General features: G+C 67.4%; 23 protein-coding genes and 3 pseudogenes. 7 read left to right on the top strand and 19 right to left on the bottom strand.

The annotated features are described in order from the left end of the window. Positions 1-22: 22 nt before the first annotated feature. Together JWS14_RS40665 and JWS14_RS51925 are read right to left on the bottom strand one after the other, a co-directional pair. Entirely contained in the window at positions 23-394 is a 372-nt protein-coding gene (locus JWS14_RS40665) for a hypothetical protein (protein WP_206015815.1), read from the bottom strand. 2 nt (positions 395-396) lie between these two features. Beyond that, the gene (locus JWS14_RS51925) at positions 397-801 is read right to left on the bottom strand and encodes a tyrosine-type recombinase/integrase (RefSeq protein WP_420855156.1); all 405 of its coding nucleotides are present in this window, start codon (positions 799-801) and stop codon (positions 397-399) included. A gap of 969 nt (positions 802-1,770) precedes the next feature. Between JWS14_RS51925 and JWS14_RS40655 the strand changes: the two are divergent. Continuing rightward, a pseudogene (locus JWS14_RS40655) lies at positions 1,771-2,007 on the top strand (ATP-binding protein); the annotation flags it as partial. A gap of 366 nt (positions 2,008-2,373) precedes the next feature. On the opposite strand, the gene brnA reads toward JWS14_RS40655, so the two are convergent. Together brnA and JWS14_RS40645 are read right to left on the bottom strand one after the other, a co-directional pair. After that, on the bottom strand, positions 2,374-2,610 hold the full coding sequence (gene brnA, locus JWS14_RS40650) for a type II toxin-antitoxin system BrnA family antitoxin (RefSeq protein WP_072950616.1): 237 nt from the start codon (positions 2,608-2,610) through the stop codon (positions 2,374-2,376). Next, positions 2,600-2,863: a BrnT family toxin gene (locus tag JWS14_RS40645; protein WP_072950613.1), complete on the bottom strand. Its 264-nt coding sequence runs from the start codon at positions 2,861-2,863 to the stop codon at positions 2,600-2,602. The genes brnA and JWS14_RS40645 overlap by 11 nt, the downstream gene beginning before the upstream one ends. Before the next feature lie 282 nt (positions 2,864-3,145). Between JWS14_RS40645 and JWS14_RS40640 the strand changes: the two genes are divergently transcribed. Beyond that, positions 3,146-3,796: a hypothetical protein gene (locus JWS14_RS40640; RefSeq protein WP_241031626.1), complete on the top strand. Its 651-nt coding sequence runs from the start codon at positions 3,146-3,148 to the stop codon at positions 3,794-3,796. Positions 3,797-3,989: 193 nt separating this feature from the next. Here JWS14_RS40640 and JWS14_RS40635 read toward each other — a convergent pair whose 3' ends face one another. From JWS14_RS40635 to JWS14_RS40595, 8 genes are all read right to left on the bottom strand, one after another. Beyond that, positions 3,990-4,697, bottom strand: coding sequence for a hypothetical protein (locus JWS14_RS40635; protein WP_206015812.1), 708 nt, complete (start codon positions 4,695-4,697; stop codon positions 3,990-3,992). A gap of 360 nt (positions 4,698-5,057) precedes the next feature. Next, entirely contained in the window at positions 5,058-5,420 is a 363-nt protein-coding gene (locus JWS14_RS40630; protein WP_206015811.1) for a hypothetical protein, read from the bottom strand. Further along, positions 5,417-5,893, bottom strand: a complete 477-nt coding sequence (locus JWS14_RS40625; RefSeq protein WP_206015810.1) for a hypothetical protein — start codon at positions 5,891-5,893, stop codon at positions 5,417-5,419. Before JWS14_RS40625 ends, JWS14_RS40630 begins: the two co-directional genes overlap by 4 nt. Positions 5,894-7,126: 1,233 nt before the next feature. Continuing rightward, a complete protein-coding gene (locus JWS14_RS40615; RefSeq protein ID WP_179377730.1) occupies positions 7,127-7,273 on the bottom strand; it encodes a hypothetical protein in 147 nt (48 codons plus the stop codon). Positions 7,274-7,447: 174 nt separating this feature from the next. Then, entirely contained in the window at positions 7,448-7,666 is a 219-nt protein-coding gene (locus JWS14_RS40610; RefSeq protein ID WP_095864313.1) for a hypothetical protein, read from the bottom strand. 916 nt (positions 7,667-8,582) lie between these two features. Next, positions 8,583-8,864: a helix-turn-helix domain-containing protein gene (locus tag JWS14_RS40605; protein WP_072950595.1), complete on the bottom strand. Its 282-nt coding sequence runs from the start codon at positions 8,862-8,864 to the stop codon at positions 8,583-8,585. After that, entirely contained in the window at positions 8,864-9,205 is a 342-nt protein-coding gene (locus JWS14_RS40600; protein WP_206015809.1) for a type II toxin-antitoxin system RelE/ParE family toxin, read from the bottom strand. The genes JWS14_RS40605 and JWS14_RS40600 overlap by 1 nt, the downstream gene beginning before the upstream one ends. Before the next feature lie 51 nt (positions 9,206-9,256). Continuing rightward, on the bottom strand, positions 9,257-9,514 hold the full coding sequence (locus JWS14_RS40595) for a hypothetical protein (RefSeq protein WP_206015808.1): 258 nt from the start codon (positions 9,512-9,514) through the stop codon (positions 9,257-9,259). 660 nt (positions 9,515-10,174) lie between these two features. Between JWS14_RS40595 and JWS14_RS40590 the strand changes: the two genes are divergently transcribed. Further along, positions 10,175-11,491 (top strand): patatin-like phospholipase family protein, encoded by a 1,317-nt coding sequence (locus tag JWS14_RS40590; RefSeq protein WP_206015807.1) that lies wholly within the window; start codon positions 10,175-10,177, stop codon positions 11,489-11,491. Between the two features lie 323 nt (positions 11,492-11,814). Here JWS14_RS40590 and JWS14_RS40585 read toward each other — a convergent pair whose 3' ends face one another. The 7 genes and pseudogenes from JWS14_RS40585 to JWS14_RS40555 all read right to left on the bottom strand — a co-directional run bounded on the left by JWS14_RS40585 (position 11,815) and on the right by JWS14_RS40555 (position 16,671). Then, a complete protein-coding gene (locus JWS14_RS40585; protein WP_206015806.1) occupies positions 11,815-12,171 on the bottom strand; it encodes a type II toxin-antitoxin system PemK/MazF family toxin in 357 nt (118 codons plus the stop codon). Continuing rightward, a complete protein-coding gene (locus JWS14_RS40580; protein WP_095864309.1) occupies positions 12,168-12,380 on the bottom strand; it encodes a ribbon-helix-helix domain-containing protein in 213 nt (70 codons plus the stop codon). The genes JWS14_RS40585 and JWS14_RS40580 overlap by 4 nt, the downstream gene beginning before the upstream one ends. 7 nt (positions 12,381-12,387) lie before the next feature. Then, positions 12,388-12,603, bottom strand: a complete 216-nt coding sequence (locus JWS14_RS40575; RefSeq protein ID WP_095864308.1) for a hypothetical protein — start codon at positions 12,601-12,603, stop codon at positions 12,388-12,390. Between the two features lie 235 nt (positions 12,604-12,838). Next, a complete protein-coding gene (locus JWS14_RS50575; protein ID WP_241031624.1) occupies positions 12,839-12,979 on the bottom strand; it encodes a hypothetical protein in 141 nt (46 codons plus the stop codon). Further along, positions 12,973-14,193, bottom strand: coding sequence for a ParA family protein (locus JWS14_RS40565; protein WP_241031623.1), 1,221 nt, complete (start codon positions 14,191-14,193; stop codon positions 12,973-12,975). Before JWS14_RS40565 ends, JWS14_RS50575 begins: the two co-directional genes overlap by 7 nt. Then, positions 14,190-14,543 (bottom strand): hypothetical protein, encoded by a 354-nt coding sequence (locus tag JWS14_RS40560; RefSeq protein ID WP_206015805.1) that lies wholly within the window; start codon positions 14,541-14,543, stop codon positions 14,190-14,192. Before JWS14_RS40560 ends, JWS14_RS40565 begins: the two co-directional genes overlap by 4 nt. 42 nt (positions 14,544-14,585) lie before the next feature. Next, positions 14,586-16,671, bottom strand: a pseudogene (locus JWS14_RS40555) (type IV secretory system conjugative DNA transfer family protein). Positions 16,672-17,930: 1,259 nt separating this feature from the next. Here JWS14_RS40555 and JWS14_RS40550 point away from each other — a divergent pair. The 4 genes and pseudogenes from JWS14_RS40550 (at position 17,931) to JWS14_RS40535 (ending at position 19,835) form a co-directional block, all read left to right on the top strand. Then, positions 17,931-18,242, top strand: a complete 312-nt coding sequence (locus tag JWS14_RS40550; RefSeq protein ID WP_206015804.1) for a hypothetical protein — start codon at positions 17,931-17,933, stop codon at positions 18,240-18,242. Between the two features lie 44 nt (positions 18,243-18,286). Next, a pseudogene (locus JWS14_RS40545) lies at positions 18,287-18,684 on the top strand (hypothetical protein). Positions 18,685-19,265: 581 nt separating this feature from the next. After that, complete coding sequence (locus tag JWS14_RS50570; RefSeq protein ID WP_241031622.1) at positions 19,266-19,448, top strand: hypothetical protein; 183 nt, start codon at positions 19,266-19,268, stop codon at positions 19,446-19,448. A 99-nt stretch (positions 19,449-19,547) separates the two neighbouring features. Continuing rightward, the gene (locus JWS14_RS40535; RefSeq protein WP_206015803.1) at positions 19,548-19,835 is read left to right on the top strand and encodes a pentapeptide repeat-containing protein; all 288 of its coding nucleotides are present in this window, start codon (positions 19,548-19,550) and stop codon (positions 19,833-19,835) included. The last annotated feature ends 294 nt before the right edge of the window (positions 19,836-20,129 follow it).

Genomic DNA, 20,129 nt, shown 5'->3' with positions numbered 1-20,129 from the left:
TCACCGAGGACGCCATGCTTGGTTACCGGCGTTGATACACAACCCCATTCACGAGAGGAATCACCGGACGTGCAACTGCTGTTCCTCCGGCACAGCCAAACCCCCGCCAACGTCCGCGGCGAACTCGGCACCCGGGGATCTCGGTGGCGGGATCGATGCCGGACATGTGGCGGGCGAAGCCGCGCACCACGGTCATCCGCCGCGCCCACACCGAACTGGTGGGATCGGCATCGGGACGTTGCACCCACTGCAGGGCCACGTCGACGGTGATCGTCGTGACGCCGGCCGCGTCGAGGCAGGCGACGAAGCGGGGAAGCAGCCGGGCGGCCTCATCGAGCCTGTGTCCCAAGGCTCGACGCAGCCGCAGGTACTGTTCGGCCTGCTCGGCGAGCACGCTCATCGCCGTGTCCCGGGCCAGGGCTGGGCGACCGTACGTAACACGGCCCGATCGATCTTGGCGTAGCCGGAGGTGGTCCCCAGATCCGACTGACGCAGCACCTGGGCGATCTCGATCAAATCGGCCCCCCGGCGCAACAGCTCGGTCGCCAGCGCGTGCCGGAGCCGGTGACCACCGACCCGTGCCAGGCCGGCTCGCCGACACGCACGGTAGACGATCCCGGTGATCGTGCTCGGGTGCAGGGGCCGTGGAGGCGCGTAGATGGTGAGCAGCAACTGCGGACACCCGGACACCGGGCGCCCGTCGGTGAGGTAGTCGACGAGGGCCTGACCGACGTCGACGGGGAGCGGGAGACGATCGCGGCGGCGGGCCTTGCCCGCACCACGATCTCCCCGGCCCGCCAGTCGACGTCGCCGAGCCGAAGGGCGGCCACCTCCCCGGAGCGCAGACCCAGCCGCGCCAGCAGCATCAAGATGGCCCGGTCACGCCGTCCACTCGCGATGCGGCGATCGCACCCGGCCAACAGGGTGTCCACGTCGGCGGCGCTCATCGTCGCGGGCAATCGGGCACCGCGCCAGCTCGCCACCGGCGGCATGGCGCCACCCAGGTCCGTCTCGAGGATCCCGTCCAGATACAGAAAGCGCAGCAGCGCCCGCAGATCGGCGGCCTCTCGCTTCGCCGACTCGACCGTCAGCCGCGAACCGGCCTCGAGCATCCACTCCGCGACCTCCGTACCGGTCAGATTCCCGATACCGATCTCGTCTCCGGTGCGCGATGCCCGACCCGCCAGGAATCGGCGCGCGAACCGCTCGTAGCGTCGAATCGTGGTCGGGGCCAGTCCCCGCACAACAATCAGATGGTGGCGATAGCGGACCAACATCTCATCACGACTCGTCGGCGTCGCCAGCGTCTCGAGCGGTACCACCTGCAGGTCCCGCAGATACTCCAACAGGCGCGCCACGGTCACCACCGTCGGCACCCGCCGACGACCACTCGCCCGCCGGGATGCCAAGAATCCCTCCACCAGAGCAATACTCAGGTCCTCGACCGCAAGACCCTCGCCGGTCAGCCATCGATCGAGCTGTCCCATCAACACCATGTGGTGCCGGATGGCGCCGGGTCGATACCCGAGGCTGCGCAACTCCTCCTCGAAGCCCTCCGCGAACGGCACCAGCGGTCCCGCACCACGCATCCATGAAATCGTGCCCATCGGACACCTCCTCCGTCGGTGGAGCAACCTGCCCCACCGACGGAGCCTGGAACACGCGGGCTTATCCCGACCCCGAATTCATCCGGATCTATCCGGAGATGCTCCTCACCTGCATCAATGCCGCCGCTTCGATACCCGTATCGGGATAATTCCGGGGTCGGGATTACTCGACGATTTCGCGTTGCGGCCCCTGGACGCGACCGAGACCAACGACTTCTACCAGTTGGTCGTGGAGCGTCATCGACGCAAGGCGACGATCGTCTCCTCGAATAGGGCCCCAGAGTGGCTGTCGATGACCACCGACGCCCTGCTGGCGCAGTCTGCGATCGACCGGCTCACCTCCTCGGCGCACACCCTCGTCATCGAGGGCCCGCCCTACCGGCAACGCACCCGTCTGGGGCATGGCGTGGTTGACAGTTCAGAAGGCGAGGTCGATGCTCGATGCCACCTTCGGGTGGTCCCATGCTCGTGGCAACGAGGTGGTCCCATCACCCTGACAAGCGACACCAGGATCGCCCGCGGCGCCCTCGGCGGGACCTCCCGCCGACAGAAAACGTCACCGCAACCAGATCATCCGTGGTGAACCGATCCGACTCCCCCCACCCGGTCGCCGGTGCTCGACCAGGAATCGAAATGTGCACCGACATAGGCTCCTTCGCCCATATGGGGGCCAACTCGCGGCGACGGAACTCCCGCCCCCACACCGAGACCACCGAGCCGAGTCCACCGATCGAGCCCTCGGTACCGCCACGCCACCGCGGCAGGATCAGGCGGCCGTTGAGCCGTTGCGTTCGAGCCTCTCGGCGATCCACACCTTGATCAGCGACTGCCGGGTAACCCCGAGACGAGTCGCCTCACGATCCAACTCCGCGATCATCCACGCCGGGAAGTCGACGTTGACACGCCGCTGCTCCTCGCCCGGGCGCCGGGCCCGGGCCGTATCGAGCGCGAACGTCACGTCCTCGCCGGCATCAAAACGCTCGTCGAACTCGTCAGCTCTCATAAAGCGCCACCTCTCCATCACGTGAGCGCCGAACCGAGATGATCCGGGTCCGGTCCGCACGATAGGTCACCACCGCGGACCACCATTTTCCGTCAATCACACCGATCACCAGCCACCTCGGCTCATCCGTAGTTCTCGCGGGCACCTCGAGCCGGTGCGGATCTCGCCACAGTGCCTGCGCCGACAGAAAATCGATGCCGTGCTTGGCCAGGTTCGCTTCGCTCTTGTTCGGATCGAACTCAAACCCAGACATGTATAGAAACTATACCATTTTGGCTGGATGAATTCCCCGCTTTCCCACGCCAGCTCAGGCCGGAAACGTACGACTCGACACCGGCGGCGTCGGAACCAGAGCTGATCCAACGAATGGAGCCTCGATCGATCAGTGACCTCCCCCGGCGCACCCGTCACTTCGCGCTGGAGCGGACCGCGGGGTGGGTCCGGGTCCTGACGTTTCCAGTCGCCTGCCGCCGCCACCGCGGGCGGACTGGTAGACAGACCAGGTGTGGTGGAACGCTCAGATCAGGAGGCCTCGATGCCGCGACCATCATCGTGGGTGAGCACCACGGCGTCCACCCTCGGCGAGGAGCTGGCACGCATCGGTCTGACCGTCCCCACCGACCGACTCGAGGCCCTGCTCACCGACCGAGTCGCCGCCGTAGCGGAACAGATGCGCATCACCGAACGCACCGCCCGCCAGTACTTCGACCACGACACACTGCGCACCCTCGCCCGCGAACTGGCCCTGAGCATCAAAGAAGAGGCACCCGGCGCCGACCTGCTGACACTGCCCCGCACCATACCCATGCCCCTGCCCACCCTCGGTGCGACGATCGCCGCCCTCGTCGAGGCGGCCGCCCTCGCCGGCGTCGACAAGGATCCCCACGAGCCGGCACCAGCGATGGCACTGATCTCCACCCTCGGCGTCCTGACCCGAGACCACGCCGGCGACCTCCCCACCGTCCGAGTGCCGGAGCCCCTCCTCACGCGAGCGGCGCGGCTCATCGAGAACACCGCCGCCCTCGTACACCACGGCTGCCCACTACCACCAGACGTCGCCGAGGACTTCCGCCCCCACCTGCAGAAAGCACTGCGCGACGACGCCGCCCGGCTCCGGGCACTGATCCCCGACACCGGCCGACAGTCCGGCTCGGGTCTCTGGGCGGTTCCCGACGACCCACCATGACCACCGTGGCCGTCCCGGGGTGCATTCGTGTCGCAGAAACGATCGAATGAGAGACAAGTCGAGCCACCGCACAACCAGGCAATCGACAGACTACGGAGATCGACGCAAGCACAGAGAGCGGCGTTGGCTGTTGCTCGGCCTACGGCCCATGAAGTCGGACGTTCCCCTCCACATCGGGGTTTGTCCGTGGCGGTCACATCGGCCCCACGGCCACCGAGACGTGGAAGTTCCCCGCACCCACGGACCGCTCGAGAGTCGCAATGACGGCAGCCGGATTGTCGTAGGGCCCGTTGAGGTAGAACGGCTGACCGTCCCTACCGAACTCGATCCGACCCGGCCCGTCCCACTCACCCAGGAACGCGGCGGCATCCTCATCGAAGGCGCCGGCGGGCTCGAAACCGAGCCCCCGCGCATACTGCACCGCCCCCAGGATCAGTTCGCGGCCGAGTTCGATCGGAATCTCCACCGCAGGACGGTCGAACGCCGCGTAGTACGTGCGGATGGCGGTGGGGATCCTGCCCGCATCCATGGTTTCGGGATCACGGGCGTTCTTCACCCCCAGGCAGTGCACGTCAGCCAGGTAGCCCCGCAGCGTCGCCCGACCACGCCGCCCCTCACGTGCCACCAACACCTGCGCGAAGCCTTCGGCCTCACCGGCGGGAGCATCCAGCTTCGCCCACTCCGGACGACCCTCGAGGCCCAGCCCGACACTCCAGCCACAATTGACCCAGCACCCCAGCACCCGCCCCAAGCCTCGGGACGCCTCGGCCTCGGCAGCGATTCGTCGCACCAACGGCGCCACCACCGACGGCCGCACACCCAGAGCACGCGCGATCACCTTCGGCGGGACACCCTGCTCCCAACGCCGCCGCACCTGCTCGACCAACTCCACATCGTCCATGGCACCCCATTCTGCTTCACCGATCGGGAAGCTTCCGCGTCTGCACCTATCCGCTCGCGCCGCTGATCGAGCGATCACTGCACCCCACGAGCAGCAGGACCACACCCCCGCATCACGCACGCAGGCCACGGCAGCATCTCCACCATGCCGCCGATACTGCCGTGCCGGTTCCCGGTCCAGGTTCTGCCTGCTCCCGGAGTCCCGATCATGACCGGATCGGGGCCGGATCAGGAACCGGGTGGGCTCGCCGCTGGGGGCGTGCCTGGGAGCTGGACACGGCCCTGTGGGCGTGCCGGGACCCACGCCCGCCAGGAAGAACGGGCAGACGCCAACGCGCGCAGGCCCATACCTGGGCGTGACCTATTCGGTTTCCTTCGGGTGGCCGGGTTCGCAGCGTTCGAGCAGGACCCGGCCCGCGATCTTGGCGCCCTTCTGTGCAGGATCGACAAAGAACCAGATCCGCCCACCATCGGTCACCTTGTACTGGTATCGGGCGTAGTTCTGCCCGTTGTACGTCCCGCAGGCGTAGTCGCCTTTGAGTTGATACAGCCGCCGCGTCTCTACCGTCGGTTCTCGGGTGAGGGTGTCCCACGCATCGACCGTGGCGTTGCGTGCAGTGGCCAGCAGATCGGTCCAGCCCTTCTCCGCGTCACGAGTGGCGAACACGATCTGCCACTCGGCGCGTTTGATTGGGCGGGAAACCGCGCCGCCTTTCCTGCTCACGCGTCGAGATCCGGCGCCACGACCACCTCAGGGACCTCGAGGTACTCCAGGTCGGAACCGTCGGCGGTCAGGCGCGGGTCGGCGTACGCCTCCGCGGTGGCCTGCCACGCTTCCAGCAAGATCGCGAGTCGGTCGAAGCGGGCCACCGCGATGCAGGCACGGGCAGTGTCCTGGAACGCTGCGACGAACTCGGCGTGCAATGCGGTCGGCAGCATCCCGATCCACGGCAATGCGACGGCGAGGCGGGAGGCGACGCGATCGAGGGCCGCCTCGTCGAGAGAGGCGGCGAAGAGCTGCCCGACGACGCCGAGAGTGCTCAATTCGGCGCGGCTCGTCGACTCTTGGGTCAGCCGCAGAGCCGGGGCATTCCGGCGCGTGAGCACGACCTCACCGTTGTCCTCGAGCGCGCCGAGAACATCATTCGGTGCCCGTAAGAAATCGGAGAACGTGGCGGTGGCGGTCGACTTGCTCATACCCACCATTACATCAGAACTAGTTCAGATATTCCAGAGGTCGGTGATCTCCGGACAGAACCGCTGACAAACTCTGTGTCGAAGACATCAGCGGCGAGTCGGCCGCGTCCATGGGCGCCGAGGCCCGGGCATGGACGCAGCTCAGCTCGTTCGTGTCGATCGCTACGATCTCGGCGTGTACTCCTAGCGACTCGCCATACCGGTCGGCCGAGGTGAGTCGGCTCGAAGGCGCCTGCCGTCCACCCATGCCTGCGTACATTTCGACGGGCCAACCCGGATGCTGAAACTACCTACTATCGATTGCACGAGAGGCTTGTGAAATGCCGCGTTTCTACACCGTCGATCGACGGGGAACCCTGCACAAGGGACAAACCCTCGGACTCACCCGGTACGACGATGTGAACCCCTCACATCTGCAACGACACCTCGACGTGCTGTTCCCGGACGGCGTTGCAGCCCACGGTGAAACAACTTCGTCAACGGGGATGTTCTCTTTCAGGTCACCGACCACTCAATCGAGCTGATCTGGGAAAATGTGCGTCGTGCGCACTATCCGACCGCGCCCTCTCGCTTCCAATCCGCCTTCGCCGTGGACACACTGGAACAAGCCCACGCCTTCCGTACCGCATTCGACCCAGCGGGCACCGCGACCATCTGGCAAGTGGAGACCGCTCACGACGGGTTCCGGGCAAACATGGATCTGCTTCGTACACACGGCACCGCTCTGATGACGTCGTACCACGCCCACTGCTATTGGTCCCAGCAGAGCCCCGACCACGAGGTACCCGTGACGTGGGAGATCCTGCTACCCCCGCCTGTCCACGTAACTGGTCCAGCAGAGTAGTCAGAATCTGTTATCTATCAAGAATTTCACACGAAGGTTCAAAAGTGAGCTGCCGACGCCGAGAACTCGGCAATGTCGACCGAGAGGTCTATCCAGGTGCGCCTGCTCGTTCTTGTTCGCGGCCATAGTTGGTGGCCGGCCGCAGACACGGCCACCCGGGACCGACCACGGATGATCCGGCGTTCGCTCTGCTCGACTCGTTCGACGACTCCATCGACACGACGTGCCAGAACGAGATAGTTTCCCGGTCGTTTCGATGGACTCCGAAGGCCCGCAGGTCAGCGGCGGAAGTTCGACTGCTCGTCGGTCTGCATCGCCACAACCGCGGCGAACGCGGTCACCAACAACATCATCAGCAACAGCACATTCACGGTGTCTCCCCCTCGTTTCTAGCGTGCGACCGACGAGCCGACCGGACGGCGGTCGGCGAACATGGCCTCGATCCTCGACTTGATCTCCGCGGTGCTCATCGACCCACCACCGCGGGGCGGGCGTGCGGCGATCGGGGTAGTCCGGAGGGTCGAGGCTGTCGGCACTGCGTCCTCTTTCGTCGAAGGTCACCGGCGACGAGAACAGTCAGGGCATGATGCCTGTGTTTCCCCGTCACCGATGATGTGAGCTGCTTCACATTGACTGGCTCATGAAGTTGTACACCATAACGGAGAACTGCGCCAATCCACCTGTCCGTCAGTATCTTCGGCAACTGCCGACTACTTGCCGGTAGGTACGTCCGGCGGGGCCAGACGGTCGACGCCGAGGAAGAAGTCCAGCAAGATCAGCGCCTCGGCGGGGGTACCGCCGCCGCACCGGATCGAGCCCCACCACCTGCGCCAGCTGCTCCGCCGAGATCGGGGCGTCGGCCAGAACGCCGCCGCGGTCCGCAGCACCCACTCCCCCTCCTCCGACGCGGACAACTCGACCAATGCCATGTCGCCCCGTTCCCACTCGGACCTGCACGACCGCCAGACGCCCCCACTGCCTCCCGGTACGGGGCGGTCGGTGTTCACTCCCGGTATGCCGAATCGGCGAAATGAACGTGCGCCTGCCTGTCGGTTCAGCTCGCGTGCGCGTGCCGACGTTCGGGGAGCTGGGTCAGTCGCTGCTCCCGTTCGTCGAACCGGACGGCGTCCGGGGTGCGCCGACGGGGCGGGGATCGCTCAGATCCTCACCGACCTCGCATCCCTGCCCATCAGCGAGATGCGCGAGCACCACCAGACGCGAACTCGCCCACAGGCCCACCCCAGACCCCGCCCACCGCATCCCCATCCGCCTCAACGACAACCGAATACACTCGCACTCACACCGACGCCCTCGACACCGAACAACCCGAATGGCAAGTTCAGTCGGGGGTGAAGAACGGCTCTATCGACATGAAGATCCACGCCACCATTGCCGCCATCAGCACGAACGCGCACTACCAACGGCACAGCGAACTACCGGGCGGGCCGCCACGAAACCGTCACCAATCCGAACACCACAACCAGCACCGCCCGTGCCGCCCAACTCACCCAATACCCGGCCGGCGGCGGATCCGACCCGAACGACGTAAACGAACCATGCGGATACACCCGAGGTCGCGGAACAACGAAAAAAGTGCTGCCACACCATCACCGCCGGCACATAACAGAAGAACCCACCAGCAGACCCACGCACACCCCCAGCGAAATCCGCCAACCCCGCCCCGACCCCGCCGGTGGTGGTTACCTCATCCACACCCACCATCATCGGCCGTGCCGACCTCCGGACCGGGTTCAGATGTGTTTGGGCGGTGCAGATTCAGCCGTTGAGGTTGCCCACAAGTCCGACCCGAAATCTCCGTACAGCCCTCGGGTCAGGCCTCCGGTGCTACGCGGCCGCCCTCACCGTCATATCGACGTGGAGTCCAGCGGCCGAGACCATGTTGACCAAAGCATCCAGACTGAACAGGTCGATCTTGCCGCGAATCAGATCCGACACCCGCGGCTGCGTCACACCAAGCCGGGCGGCCGCGTTTTTCTGGGTCCATCCTTCGGTCTCGATGCGCCGAGACAGCGCGATCAGCAGATTCGACCGCAGTCGCATGTTCTCCGCCTCCTGCGGAGTGTCCTCGATGGCATCCCATACGCTGCCATAGATTTCATCGCTCATCACCGCTCACCATTCCTGTCGTCCGCTATCACCTGCTGGTACCGCTTCGTCGCGAGAGCCAAGTCCGCCGCCGACGTTTTCTGAGTCTTCTTCTGGAAGCAGTGCAGGAAACCCACCCGGTCTGCGAATTTCGCCACGTAGATGACGCGGAAAGCTCCCGATCGATCGCGTACCCGTATCTCCTGCACACCAGAACCCACACTCACCATCGGTTTCCAGTCCGTCGGCGCGAGCCCCTGCTGAACGCGGTCGAGTTGATAACCGCACCGACGACGAACCGCAGCGGGGAATCCACGAAGATCCTCCAGCGCGGACCCAGGAACTGGATCTTCTTCCACCACCAATATACAAGATTTTGTATGACTCGGCACCCGGCCAAGCCATTAAACCCGTCACCTCTGCAATGAACCCGCACCGAAGACCGGCGATACCGACTCGGGAGAAAGCCACGTCGGATCGACGGTGACGTAGCGGTCGGACGACACTCTCGGACCATCGACCAAGGCGCCGTACGGCAGCACCCCGGCCACACCGGAGGACATCAACACCAACTCCTCACGCACACCGGTCGCGATCGTGCGGGAGCGGCCCTGCTCCTCCGACATCGGGTACCAGGCGTACAGGAACTCGAACCACTGCCGATCCGACACCGCCCTCGAGGACAGGCGCCGCAGCGTCTCGGTGAACTCGCCTGATCACAGGCCTTGACGCACCAGATGCCATTCACGCAACAGGGGTTTTACTTGAACGAAAACGCCCCTCATTCAAGTTTCCGTGAGCGCAACCTGCACCGAGAATGAACTTCGCGACCTTCGCTCCGCCGCCCGTGGTCGACAGGTCCACCTCCGACGTCAACGCGAGGAACGAGCGCGGCGCGATCGTCGAGTTCCCCAAGCGACTGCACCAGGTTCTACCATCCCCTCGGCCCTACCAGTAATCCAATCAGATCCAGTTCAGCTCGCGCCGGGAGATTCCAGCCCCGTGTGCTTTCGAAGCGACCAGGTCGAGGTGGCGCACTGCCAGTTCGACCGCAATCGATCCCCAGAATCAGCGCCTCCCGCCGATCCTGCGCCCCCTTCCCGCGACACGGTGACCGGGCTACCACGGCAGGTTTAACCGCCGCCCCAGCGGTCATTACTGAACTGGCGGGCCTCGCCGGGACGCCAGGCGCGAACATGTCCTATTCGGTGCCGCTGCACGTCCGGCACTGTCTGTCGGGCGGCCGCCGCGCCACGTCCGGCACTGCCTCTCGGGCGGCCGCCGCCGGAGGGGCGGCAATGACGGGGATCGGCCGAAGGAAAGGATCGCTCATGCAATATCCACCGTCAAGTGCGGCCAGGGGGCATCGCCCCGATTCGTCCCGGATCGCCGTGGTGGTGGCCGGCGCCGGAGCGCGCGGGGCATACGAGGCAGGCGTGCTGTCGGTCGTCGTGCCATTCCTGCGATCCGCCGGCCACGAACCGGATCTGTTCATCGGGACCAGCGCCGGAGCAATCAATGCGACCCTGTTCGCCGCGGGCGCGCACCTTCCGGCGGACGAGCAAGCCGACACCGCGCTCGCGGTGTGGCGCAGCGTTCAGATCGACGACGTGTTCCGGCCGTTGTTGCGGACCGGGCCCGGCACCATCGCCCGGTGGGCCGGTCAGCTCTGCCGAATACCGGGGATGCGGCTGACGAGCCTGGTCGACACCGCACCGCTGGCCCGGACCGCGCACCGGTTGGTCGATTGGACACAGCTCGCCGCCAACCTCGACGGCGGCAAGGCGTCGCTGGCGGTGGTGACGACCTCCGCCGCGACCAACCGGACGGTGATCTTCGTCGACGGGAACCGTGCCGACCCGCTACCGCCGTCGGACACCACCCGTCCGATCGACTACCTCGGAGTGCGAATCACCGCCGAGCACGTCCGCGCCTCCGCCGCGATTCCTGCATTGTTCCCCGCGGTCGAGGTCTCCACCCCCGACACTGCCCGCGGCTGGTACGCGGACGGCGGGATCCGGCTGAACGCTCCCCTCAAACCGGCGTTGTCTCTGGGCTGCGGACGGCTGATCGTGGTCGCGACCCACCCCGCGGTGTACCCCGTATCCCCGGCCACCGGCGGGGAGCAGGGACCACCGGATGTGGACGACATGATGGTGCGGGTGCTGGACGCCGCCCTGGTCGACCGCATGGTCGAAGACCTCCGCACGCTCGGCAAGATCAACGAACTCGTCGCGGACGGACGCCGCACCGGCGCCAGCCAACGCCGCTATGTCGATGTGCCATACCGGTTCTTCGGCCCCGAGGAACGCGGTACCCTCGGCGCCCTCGCCGCAACCTCGTTTGATGACCGATACCGCTGGCCGGGCGGTGCACTGCGCACCATCCGGAACCCGGACCTGCCGTTGCTGGGACGGCTCCTCGGCGGTGACGGGGCCCGCCGAGGAGACCTTCTCAGCTACCTGCTCTTCGACGGCGCCTTTATCGACGCCGCAATCGGCCTCGGACAACGGGATGCGCAACTGCTCCTGGCGGACGGGGACGGCACATCCTGGCTCACAGCGGCTCCGAAGCACGTCGCTCCCGACCGGATCTCGGTGCGCGCCGCGAAACAGGCGCACGGCGAAGCGCTGCGACACTCATCGTGAGCGAGGAGAGCCGCCACTGCGATCACGCTGCCCGGGCACACCACAGCATCGACGCTGGCGGTCTGCACCCGCCCGAACGCGCCGCTCATCGCCAACACCGTCACCGACATCGGTCCTCGACATCGGTCCTCGACGGGTTGTCACGGACCTCCCAGACCCGGGGCCCGGGCGAGAAGAGAAAAAGAGTCGAGAGCGCTGCGCCTCTCGCGGACTTCTCCGAGTTCACCGTGGGCAGGGCCGCGCGGCGGGATCGGAACGGCCGCCACGAAAGTGCGACGGGTGCCCACCTGATGAACCCGTCAGACCGACCGCAGGGATGCGACTCAGTGCAGATCGAGATGCAGCCGCAGAGCCTCGTCGAGCGCGGTACGCGTTCTCGTCGAGAGCTTCCCGACCGGGTCACCGTCGAGACGACGCACCGAAACCGAACGAACCTGTTCCGCTTGAGCCTTCGACTCACGCGGCATACCCGATTCGTCAGGGTCGACGAGAACCTGAAACGCGAACACATGTGCCGTGTTACTCGTCAACGGCACCACAGTGACCACCCCCTTGCCGAGCCGCTCCGCCGTCGCGTTGGCGCGATCATTACTGACCACAACAGCGGGTCGACGCTTGGCCGCTTCGCTACCCTGCGCCGGATCAAGATCAACCCAGTGCACCTGACCCCGGCGGATCATTCCTCATCTGCCGAAGTGACGTCCCAGTCGTCGTCGACACCGCCCTCGACGAAAGCCGCCGCGTAATCGCGCTCGAGACCCACCTCTCCGAGCATCCGAACCGCGGCTCGAATCCCCGCCGACCGGCCACCCAGACCGTGGTCGCGAACGTACGCGTCGAGGACGCGAGCGTCCTCGTCGGGCAAACTGATCGTGAACCTCGTCGTCATACTGCAATCATACTCCAGTATGAACGGGCAGCCCGAAACCGACGCCGGCATCTCCGGCAACCACCCCTCCGATCACAGCGGGCCCGATCTGCTCGACCACCGGGTCCACGATGCTCGCCGCCGACATCGAGATGGCATCACAGGCCCGGTCGATCCCCTCATGCGGGATCTCCACCTCCGGGACATCCCGCGCGACCTCGCCGGCTGCATCGATCTCTCTCACCGGTGATCATCGACGTACCCCTGCGCCTGGCGGATCTGACACCGCTGCTCCAGGGTGAGTCCGGCGTTGTACTGCAGGTTCATCTGACCTCCCAGCCCCGTAGATGGGTCCTTCCACCGACGAGCTGTGTCGATCACGCAAAACGACAACACTGGAACGCAACTCACAATTCTGTGCCCGGCCCGACCCGGGGATGGCCTGGCGAGTCGAACCGCACCCGTCGACGACGGGGCCGTCAGACGGTCGGCTCCCACGGGTCGACGCAGCGGACACCGAACGTCTCGACGTACTTGGTATTACGTGTCACCACCGTCATCTCGGCGGCCTGCGCGACGGCGGCGATGAGAGCGTCGCCGAACGGCGCATGCTCTAGCACCCGGTAGGTGGCCAGCACCCGTACGGCCGGCACATCGAACGGCAACACACGGTCGGCGCAGACCGGCAGCACCCGCTCCTCGAACCACCGGCGCAGGACCCCTCCCTGCGCCGGGTCGAAATCGCTCCTTTGCGCTGGGCGGCCACGGCGGCGTCGCGGCGCAGCGGGACCGGGACGATCACCGCGTGTGCGGCCGTGATCGCCCACCGCCAGCTCTCGGCGTGGCTGGCGTTGCCGGTGTCGGCGACCAGGACGTCGCGGTGCCGGCCGAGGATCGCCCCGAGCGCTGCGGCGTCGTCGTAGCGCAGGGGTGAGTCGGCCCCGGCCCGGCCGGCGATGATGTCGGAGCCGGCCGGCTGGCGGGTCAGGAACCGCGCGAGCCTGGACGGCCGGGCGTCGGTGGTCGTGGGGTCGATGCCGGCCAGGCTGGCCGCGTCCTGGCCGGCGGCCGGGGGAACGGCCACGCGATCGGCGAAGCTGGCGCCGACGTCGCCGAGGTCCAGGCACGTGACGGTGGCGGGGCCTCGGTGCTCGGCCAACGTCTCGGCCAGGCCGATCGACATCGGGGTCTTGCCGACGCCGCCCTTGAGGTTGGCGACGGTGACCACGGCGTCCTCGGGGAGCGGGCGGGCGATCGTGGTCTGCGCGTCGCGCAGTCGCATCTCGAGCGAGTCCGACTTGGGTGCGAGCGCGAGTCCGAGGAGGGCGTTGAGTCGGCCACGCACCCCGCGCCGGGCTGGGTCGCTCGCCGCGGGGTTCGCGCGGGGCGCGGACAGCTGCCCGAGCACGTCCAGCGGGCCCGTGACCGGCTCTGTCGGAGCGGCCCGTGTGGGCGCCGCGGGTTGCGGGGCCGCCGCGTAGGCGATCTGCTCGGCCCCAACTACCACCGGCCCGCCGGGCGGGGTGGAGACCGGCTCCGCCACGACTTGTTCGGGTGCCGTCGGCACGGCGATCGGCAGGGGCATGCTCGGGGCGCGTTCCGCGGCCGTCCCGTCCGGTCCGACGGTCAGGAACCGAGTGTCCTTCGCCGTCCGGTAGACGACCTCGACGTCGGCGCCCTGGGCCTGCGCCATGTGGTGCAGGAACTCGTGCACGACAGTGGACAGGGTCTTGCTCTCGGTCGCCTCCAGATCCATCGGAGGCACGTCGGCATCCGCCAGGGTGGCCGATGCCGTGGTTTTGGAGGTGATCTCGACATCAACAGTGGGCGTCATCGTGAGCTGACCCCGAAGGCGCCGGCGCCGGCCAGTGCGGTGTCCATGTCGTCGACGACGGCCTCGGCCGTCTCCAGCTCGGCCAGGGCCGTGTCGCGGGCGCCTCCCTCGGGCAGCGCTTCGATGACGACTGGACGCTTCGACGAGGCATCCCGGATTTCCGCGAGCCGCTCGCGGGTCAGCTCCTGCTCCTCACTGAGCTTGGCCAGCCACGCGGGGACCGAGTCCTTGAAGTAGTCCCGTAGCGCCTTGATCACGGGGTCGTTCGCACCCTTGGCGACGAACGGTCCGCGCAGCGCGGCGACATCCTCGGTGGTCGGGGTGATCGACTGGGAAATACGGCGGCTCATGGATGCTCCCTTTTCGGTGGTGGTGGATCCGGGCGACGAGGGTCACGCCGACGCGGCAACGAGGTCGGCTTCGGGGAGGACGACGACGCCGGTGGTGTCGAAGGTGATGCGGGTCTTCACGCGGCCGGCGCCGACGGTGAGGACGGTCTCGACGACCTCGCCCGTGGCGCCGCGGCGGACGTCGACCGCGTCGACGGTGACGGGGACGAGTTCGCCGTGGTCGTCGTCGACGAGGACGGTCTGGCCGGCCTGGACTGCGGAGGCCGGAATGACGTCCGAGAAGTCGTCATCGCCGGTGGGCGCGCCGTTAACAGTCGGCGACTCGGTGGACGTGTCCCCGTCGGTGGCGGTCGCGCCGAGGACGATCGGCGCGGGAGCGCGGCCGTGCCTGCGTGCCCGCGTGGCCAGGGCGCGCTCGGACTCGATGAACGAGGCCAGCTCCTGCGAGTAGCAGGTGAACTGCGGGGCCTCGGTGGGCAGGAGGCCGTCGATGATCGCCTTCTCACGCTCGGCGAGCTGGTTCCACTTGTTGGGGTGGCGGTCGACGTTCGGGGTCCACCACATCTGCGCGTTGACGGGGTTGCCGTCGTCACCGAGCGCGATGCCGCGGCCCTTGACGGAGGTGTCGACCTCGCGGCCGACGGTGGAGTCGCCCCACATCATCAGCGCACCGTCCTGCGAGAGGTTGCCGAGGCTGATGCGGGTACCGAAGTTGTCGCGCGCGTTACCGGATGCGCCGCCGAACAAACTGGCGTCGGGGCGCTGCACCCCGAGCAGCAGCCGGATACCGGCCGAACGGGCGAGCACGGCGAGGTCGGCCCACGCCCCGAGAGGGTCGAGTTCTTTGAGCTGCTCGCGGGTCTCGTCGTCGCCGGTCTTGGCCAGGCGCTGCCACTTGCCGGAGAGGATGAAGAACTCGTCGAGCACCGCGATCATCAGCGGCAGCTGCGAGCCCTCGATCTTCATCTGGTGGATGTAGGCGTTGCGGGCCATCATCTCGGTGTGCAGCGCGCGCACGAACATCGCCGCACGCAGCGCGTCGTAGATGATCGCGCCGCAGCCGGGGTAGCCCTCCAGGCCGTCGAGTTCGATCATCTTCGGATCGACGCCGACGAACGGAACTCCGCGGCGTGCGGCCTCGGTCAGCAGGGTGCGGATCACCGACGTCTTGCCGCCCCCGGTCGGGCCGACGATCAGGCAGTGCGGCTTGTTGGAGCTGGTGGAGACGTCCCAGTACATGATTCGGTCCGCGGCACCGGTCGCATACGGCAGGTGGCGCAGGTTCTCGTCGATCAATGCGAGCGGGTGGTCCACGCGCGAGGGCATCGCGGTGACCAGACGCATCACCAGGTGGCCCTTGTCGGGGTACCAGTCGGTGGTCCAGTTGCGGCCGGACTCGTGCTGCCCAGCCAGGGAGGCGAGGGCTTCCTCGACTTTGAGCTGGAAGCCCCTGGCGCCGGCGTTCATCGACACCCTCGGGTCGGTGAACATCGAGGCCGCATCGAGCGCGGACTGGAGTGTCCGCTGACGGGCAGAGCGGGTGTCCGGGGTGATCGACTCTCGGGTGATGACGATGCGGTCGCGGTGCGCCACGTGCCGCACCGTGGTCTCGCTCTGTGCGGTGGCGGGGAAGGCTGCCTCGATCGTGCGGGAGAGCTCCTCGAACTGTTTGGGCCGAATGACGGTGCCACGGTGCAATGTGATCCTCGCGCGGCGGATCACACGCCACCCGGGCGAGAACGAGACCACGATCTTCGTCGGCAGGTGCCCGGTGGCCTGCCGGACCACCGATTCGACCATCTGCGACCACCTGTGCATGCGGTGGCGCAGGACGTCGACGATGACGAGCAGGGCAGCGGCGGCAACGAGCAGCGCCCGGTAGTCGTGCAGCTTCGCCAGCACCTCGGACGACCGTCTCGTTGCCGACGGCCGCCGACACCACACACAGGGAGTACACGGCAACGCCCGCGGCGGCGACGGCGATCGGCGAGAGCGGGGTAAACCGGCGGATGCGCGTCGGCTGACCGTCCGCGCCGACCCGGCCGGCGCGACCGCCGCCGGAATCGCCGAAGGTATCGCGCCACGTCGCGACCAACCAGTCCTCGAGTGGGTCGTGATTTCCGCTCACCGCCTGTGCCTTTCGATCGTTTCGAGCCTGAACGCCGTCCGGGGGCGTCGTTGAGCACAGTGACAGAAACCCGCGATTTTCCTCAACGGGGTGTCCCCTCGTGCGCCGCACCCCCGGTGGTGCGACGAACACCGCTCTCGTGCACGATCTGCAGGCCGGATTTCCCGAACCTTCACCGCGTTCGGCTGGCACCCTGACGGGCGCTCTGTTCACCGCCCGCGTGCACGGTGGTTGCATCGGGCCGTCGACCGCTGCGCCGGGTGCTCTGCCGAGTGCTGTTCGGCACGCTCGTTCGAGCGCTGTTCGGCACGCTCGTTCGAGCGCTGTTCGGCACGCTCGTTCGAGCGCTGTTCGGCACGCTCGTTGGAGCGCTCTACGGGGCGTGCACCGAGTGCTCTACGGGGCACTGTGAGGCGCTGTTTTCAGCGCTCGCGGCAGTGCTCTGTCGAGCGCTTCGCCGCGCGCCTCTGTGGGCGGTTCCGCATGCTCGATCGAGCGGTGTTGTGAGCGCTGCGGAACGCGTGGACACCCGTGGCGGTGAGTGCTCGCCGCGGCACTGCTTCGAGCACCGCGTATAGCGTTCTACATGGGCGCTTTCGAATAGCGTTGGCGCTGAGCGTAATTCTGGATTACACTCCCCCCAAGGAACGCCGGGGGGAGTGACCCCCGGAGGGGGTGGGCGTGGGAGCCGTATTTTCGGGCGGTCGAATCCACCGCCGAAATCCATAGCCGAATCCGGCGCCGTTTTCACCGCGCATCTGAGCGCTTTCTCCACGCACCGGTTCACTGGGTGCTCGATCCGCTCGCTGCGGACCTGCCGCGACAGCCCGTCTGGGCGCAGTCTCCGACGCCGCCGTCTGCACCGCGTGCGCACACCGCCCGACCTCACGCTTGTAGAGCCCGTGTACGTACCCATAGCCTCGACGCTCGACGGCGCCTATACGCGAGCACACCACTGCGCCCCATAGGGTCCTGATCACCGCGCCGACACACGGGCCGCCCCGTCGTGCGAATCACCGCGGGAATCCCCTCACCCGCCTGGTTACCGGCTGACCATCGAGGTCGTGCGGTTCCCGCCGCGCCGCCGCTGCGCGCCCGTCGCGGGAATCGACATTCCCGATGCCGCACAGCTCCGTTGGCCTGCGTCGATGACCCGATCCCGGCGCGGACACCCCGTTGAGATGAAAAGCGACATCGACTTACGGTCGTGCGCATCCACATTCAGGTGCACCTACCGAACTCAGCGATGGAGTGTGCTCATGTCCCTCACGTCCGCAGTCGTCGACCTCGCGACCACCCCCACCCCGGGCATCGACGTACTCGCCCAGAACACCGAAGTCACCACGGGCGGGCTGCGCGCATGGATCGGCGACAACATCGTCTTCACGATCCTCGCCCTGATCGCATGCGTCGTCCTCCTCGGTGGCCTGCGCGGCAACCTGTCGAAGGTCTTCACCGTCGGCAGCCTGTCGCTCGTCGGTATCGCGTTCTTCTCCCTCGCGAGCAGTGAGAGCGCCACGACCGGCATCGACCGCTGGATTCTGAGCCTCTTCGGGATCCGGGTGGTCTGAGCTGCCATGCCTGATCACCGACCGACGATCGACGGGAGCCGACCGTGATCGACAACGACGACCTGCTGCACCGGGTGGATCAGCACTACCTCGGCCCGACCGGGTTCACCCTGCCGGTCCGGATTCGGTACGCGGCGCTCGGGCTCGGGGCCGCGTTCATGGTCACCGTCTTCGTCGTCGCCCGCGCCGTCGTCCACGTGCCACTGGGGTTCAAGTCCCTCGTCGTGATGATCGTCATCACCATCGCGCTCACCGCGCGGGTGACGAAGTTCGTCAACGCCGATCGCCCGGTCCGTTCGGTGATCCGGGCCGCGTGGAACGACCTGAACGCACCCGCCCACCGAAGCCCGGCCAGACCGTCACGGTCCGCATTCCCACCATTTCCCGCGCCGCCGGCAGCGCGCATGCCCTCACGCCGACCGAAGGTGAGTCCTCCCGATGACTGTGCAGCCCGACAACGAGATCACCGCACTGTTCGATCCGAACTTCGACGAGCCCGAGCCGACCATCGTTGCGCCCGGTGCGTTGCCGCCGTCGTGGGCGGCGGCAATGGCAGCGAACCGGGCCGCCCCCACCCCGCACCGGGCGCGGAGCCAGAACCCACCGCACAGGGCACCCGGCGCGGAAAAAAGCGCGGCGGCCGCAGCGACCCGGAGGCGGAGTTCACCCGGCAGGCCGCGGCGGCGAAAAACCGCGCCGACCGTGAACGCAAGGCGATGCGTCTCGCGCTGGTCGGGGTGGAGGGCAACGTCACCCGCACGCGCCGGCATGGTTCGTGCAGCCGCCGGGGCCGTGGAACATGCGTCCAGTCGGCAAACAGCGCCGCTACATCCAGAACGAGGCCCTGGTCGTGGCGAACCTCGCCGAATCCGGTGTGACGGGGCTACACCGGCGGCTGGTACGCACACCGTGGCCGGTGCGACAGTGGGCGCAGGCGCATGACGGGTGGGCCGATCCGATCCCGGACGTGCCGGGTGCGTTGTCGTGGGCGGACTACCTGCGCGGGCAACAGCACGCGATGCTGTGGGCAACCCGACCCAGAAGGGCCGCTACTGGGGCGTGGAGCTGCCGCCGCGCTCGGTGCTCGCACAGGGTCTCGACACGGTCGGGCAGTGGCTGCTCCCTGTCGTCGAATGGCCACTGCTGGGCAAGTTCGCTCAGCTGTGGCGCAAGTGGGCGCGCGATGCGTTCCTGGGGCCCTCATAGGGTGCCGGTGGGCACTTGAACGGGACACTGAGGATCGCGAGCAGCACGGTCCCGCCGGTAAAGCTCTCGAGCCGCTCCCGCAACCGGCAGGCACCGTCGATGACCCGCATCGACCTCTCGCACTCGTGTCTGGCCGGCGCGGCCCTGACCGATGCGCACCTGTCCCATGCGGACCTGTCCGGCACGGACCTGTCCGGCACGGACCTGTCCGGCGCATCGCTGCCCGGCGCGGACCTGCGTGGCACCGACCTGTCCGGTGTGGCCAATCTGATCGGGGCGAACCTGACCGGCGTCGCCCACGACGAGACCACGATCTGGCCGGACGGAGTCACCCCGCCGCCCGCCCTGCCCATCGATTCCCCGTCGCGGTCTCGGCCGTGTGCCTGACGTAACGCACCCGGCCGCAACCACTCGGCGGCCTCGGCGGCGCCGAGCATCCCGGCGGCGGTGAGCGCATCGTCGACACCGGTGTGGCCGCTGCCTTCGGCTGGCGGTCACGGACCGGACACCAACCCCGGCCTCTGGATGCCACCGGCGTCTCGATAGCGGATCCGCATATGGGACGGTGCTGCCGACGGGTCGACCCCACGTCGCACGTCGGGTTCGTCGAAGTCGCACTCATTTGGACAGGCGATCCCTTCGTTGATGTGGCGGAAATCCCCCGCGGTCGTTTCCGGCGGT

This window comes from Rhodococcus koreensis (assembly GCF_017068375.1).
Lineage (GTDB): Bacteria > Actinomycetota > Actinomycetes > Mycobacteriales > Mycobacteriaceae > Rhodococcus_F > Rhodococcus_F koreensis.
Note: the sequence above shows the minus strand (reverse complement) of the source record. Positions and strands in the feature narration are given on the sequence as shown.

Excerpts from the sequence above, each read along its gene's own strand:
- JWS14_RS40535 (WP_206015803.1), top strand. The coding sequence starts at position 19,548 with ATGACCCGCATCGACCTCTCGCACTCGTGTCTGGCCGGCGCGGCCCTG.
- JWS14_RS40640 (WP_241031626.1), top strand. The coding sequence starts at position 3,146 with ATGCCGCGACCATCATCGTGGGTGAGCACCACGGCGTCCACCCTCGGC.
- JWS14_RS40590 (WP_206015807.1), top strand. The coding sequence starts at position 10,175 with ATGCAATATCCACCGTCAAGTGCGGCCAGGGGGCATCGCCCCGATTCG.
- JWS14_RS40560 (WP_206015805.1), bottom strand. The coding sequence starts at position 14,543 with ATGAGCCGCCGTATTTCCCAGTCGATCACCCCGACCACCGAGGATGTC.
- JWS14_RS40625 (WP_206015810.1), bottom strand. The coding sequence starts at position 5,893 with ATGAGCAAGTCGACCGCCACCGCCACGTTCTCCGATTTCTTACGGGCA.
- JWS14_RS40605 (WP_072950595.1), bottom strand. The coding sequence starts at position 8,864 with ATGAGCGATGAAATCTATGGCAGCGTATGGGATGCCATCGAGGACACT.
- JWS14_RS40585 (WP_206015806.1), bottom strand. The coding sequence starts at position 12,171 with ATGATCCGCCGGGGTCAGGTGCACTGGGTTGATCTTGATCCGGCGCAG.
- JWS14_RS40645 (WP_072950613.1), bottom strand. The coding sequence starts at position 2,863 with ATGTCTGGGTTTGAGTTCGATCCGAACAAGAGCGAAGCGAACCTGGCC.
- JWS14_RS40635 (WP_206015812.1), bottom strand. The coding sequence starts at position 4,697 with ATGGACGATGTGGAGTTGGTCGAGCAGGTGCGGCGGCGTTGGGAGCAG.
- JWS14_RS40550 (WP_206015804.1), top strand. The coding sequence starts at position 17,931 with ATGTCCCTCACGTCCGCAGTCGTCGACCTCGCGACCACCCCCACCCCG.
- JWS14_RS40580 (WP_095864309.1), bottom strand. The coding sequence starts at position 12,380 with ATGACGACGAGGTTCACGATCAGTTTGCCCGACGAGGACGCTCGCGTC.
- JWS14_RS40610 (WP_095864313.1), bottom strand. The coding sequence starts at position 7,666 with ATGGCATTGGTCGAGTTGTCCGCGTCGGAGGAGGGGGAGTGGGTGCTG.
- brnA (WP_072950616.1), bottom strand. The coding sequence starts at position 2,610 with ATGAGAGCTGACGAGTTCGACGAGCGTTTTGATGCCGGCGAGGACGTG.
- JWS14_RS40565 (WP_241031623.1), bottom strand. The coding sequence starts at position 14,193 with ATGACGCCCACTGTTGATGTCGAGATCACCTCCAAAACCACGGCATCG.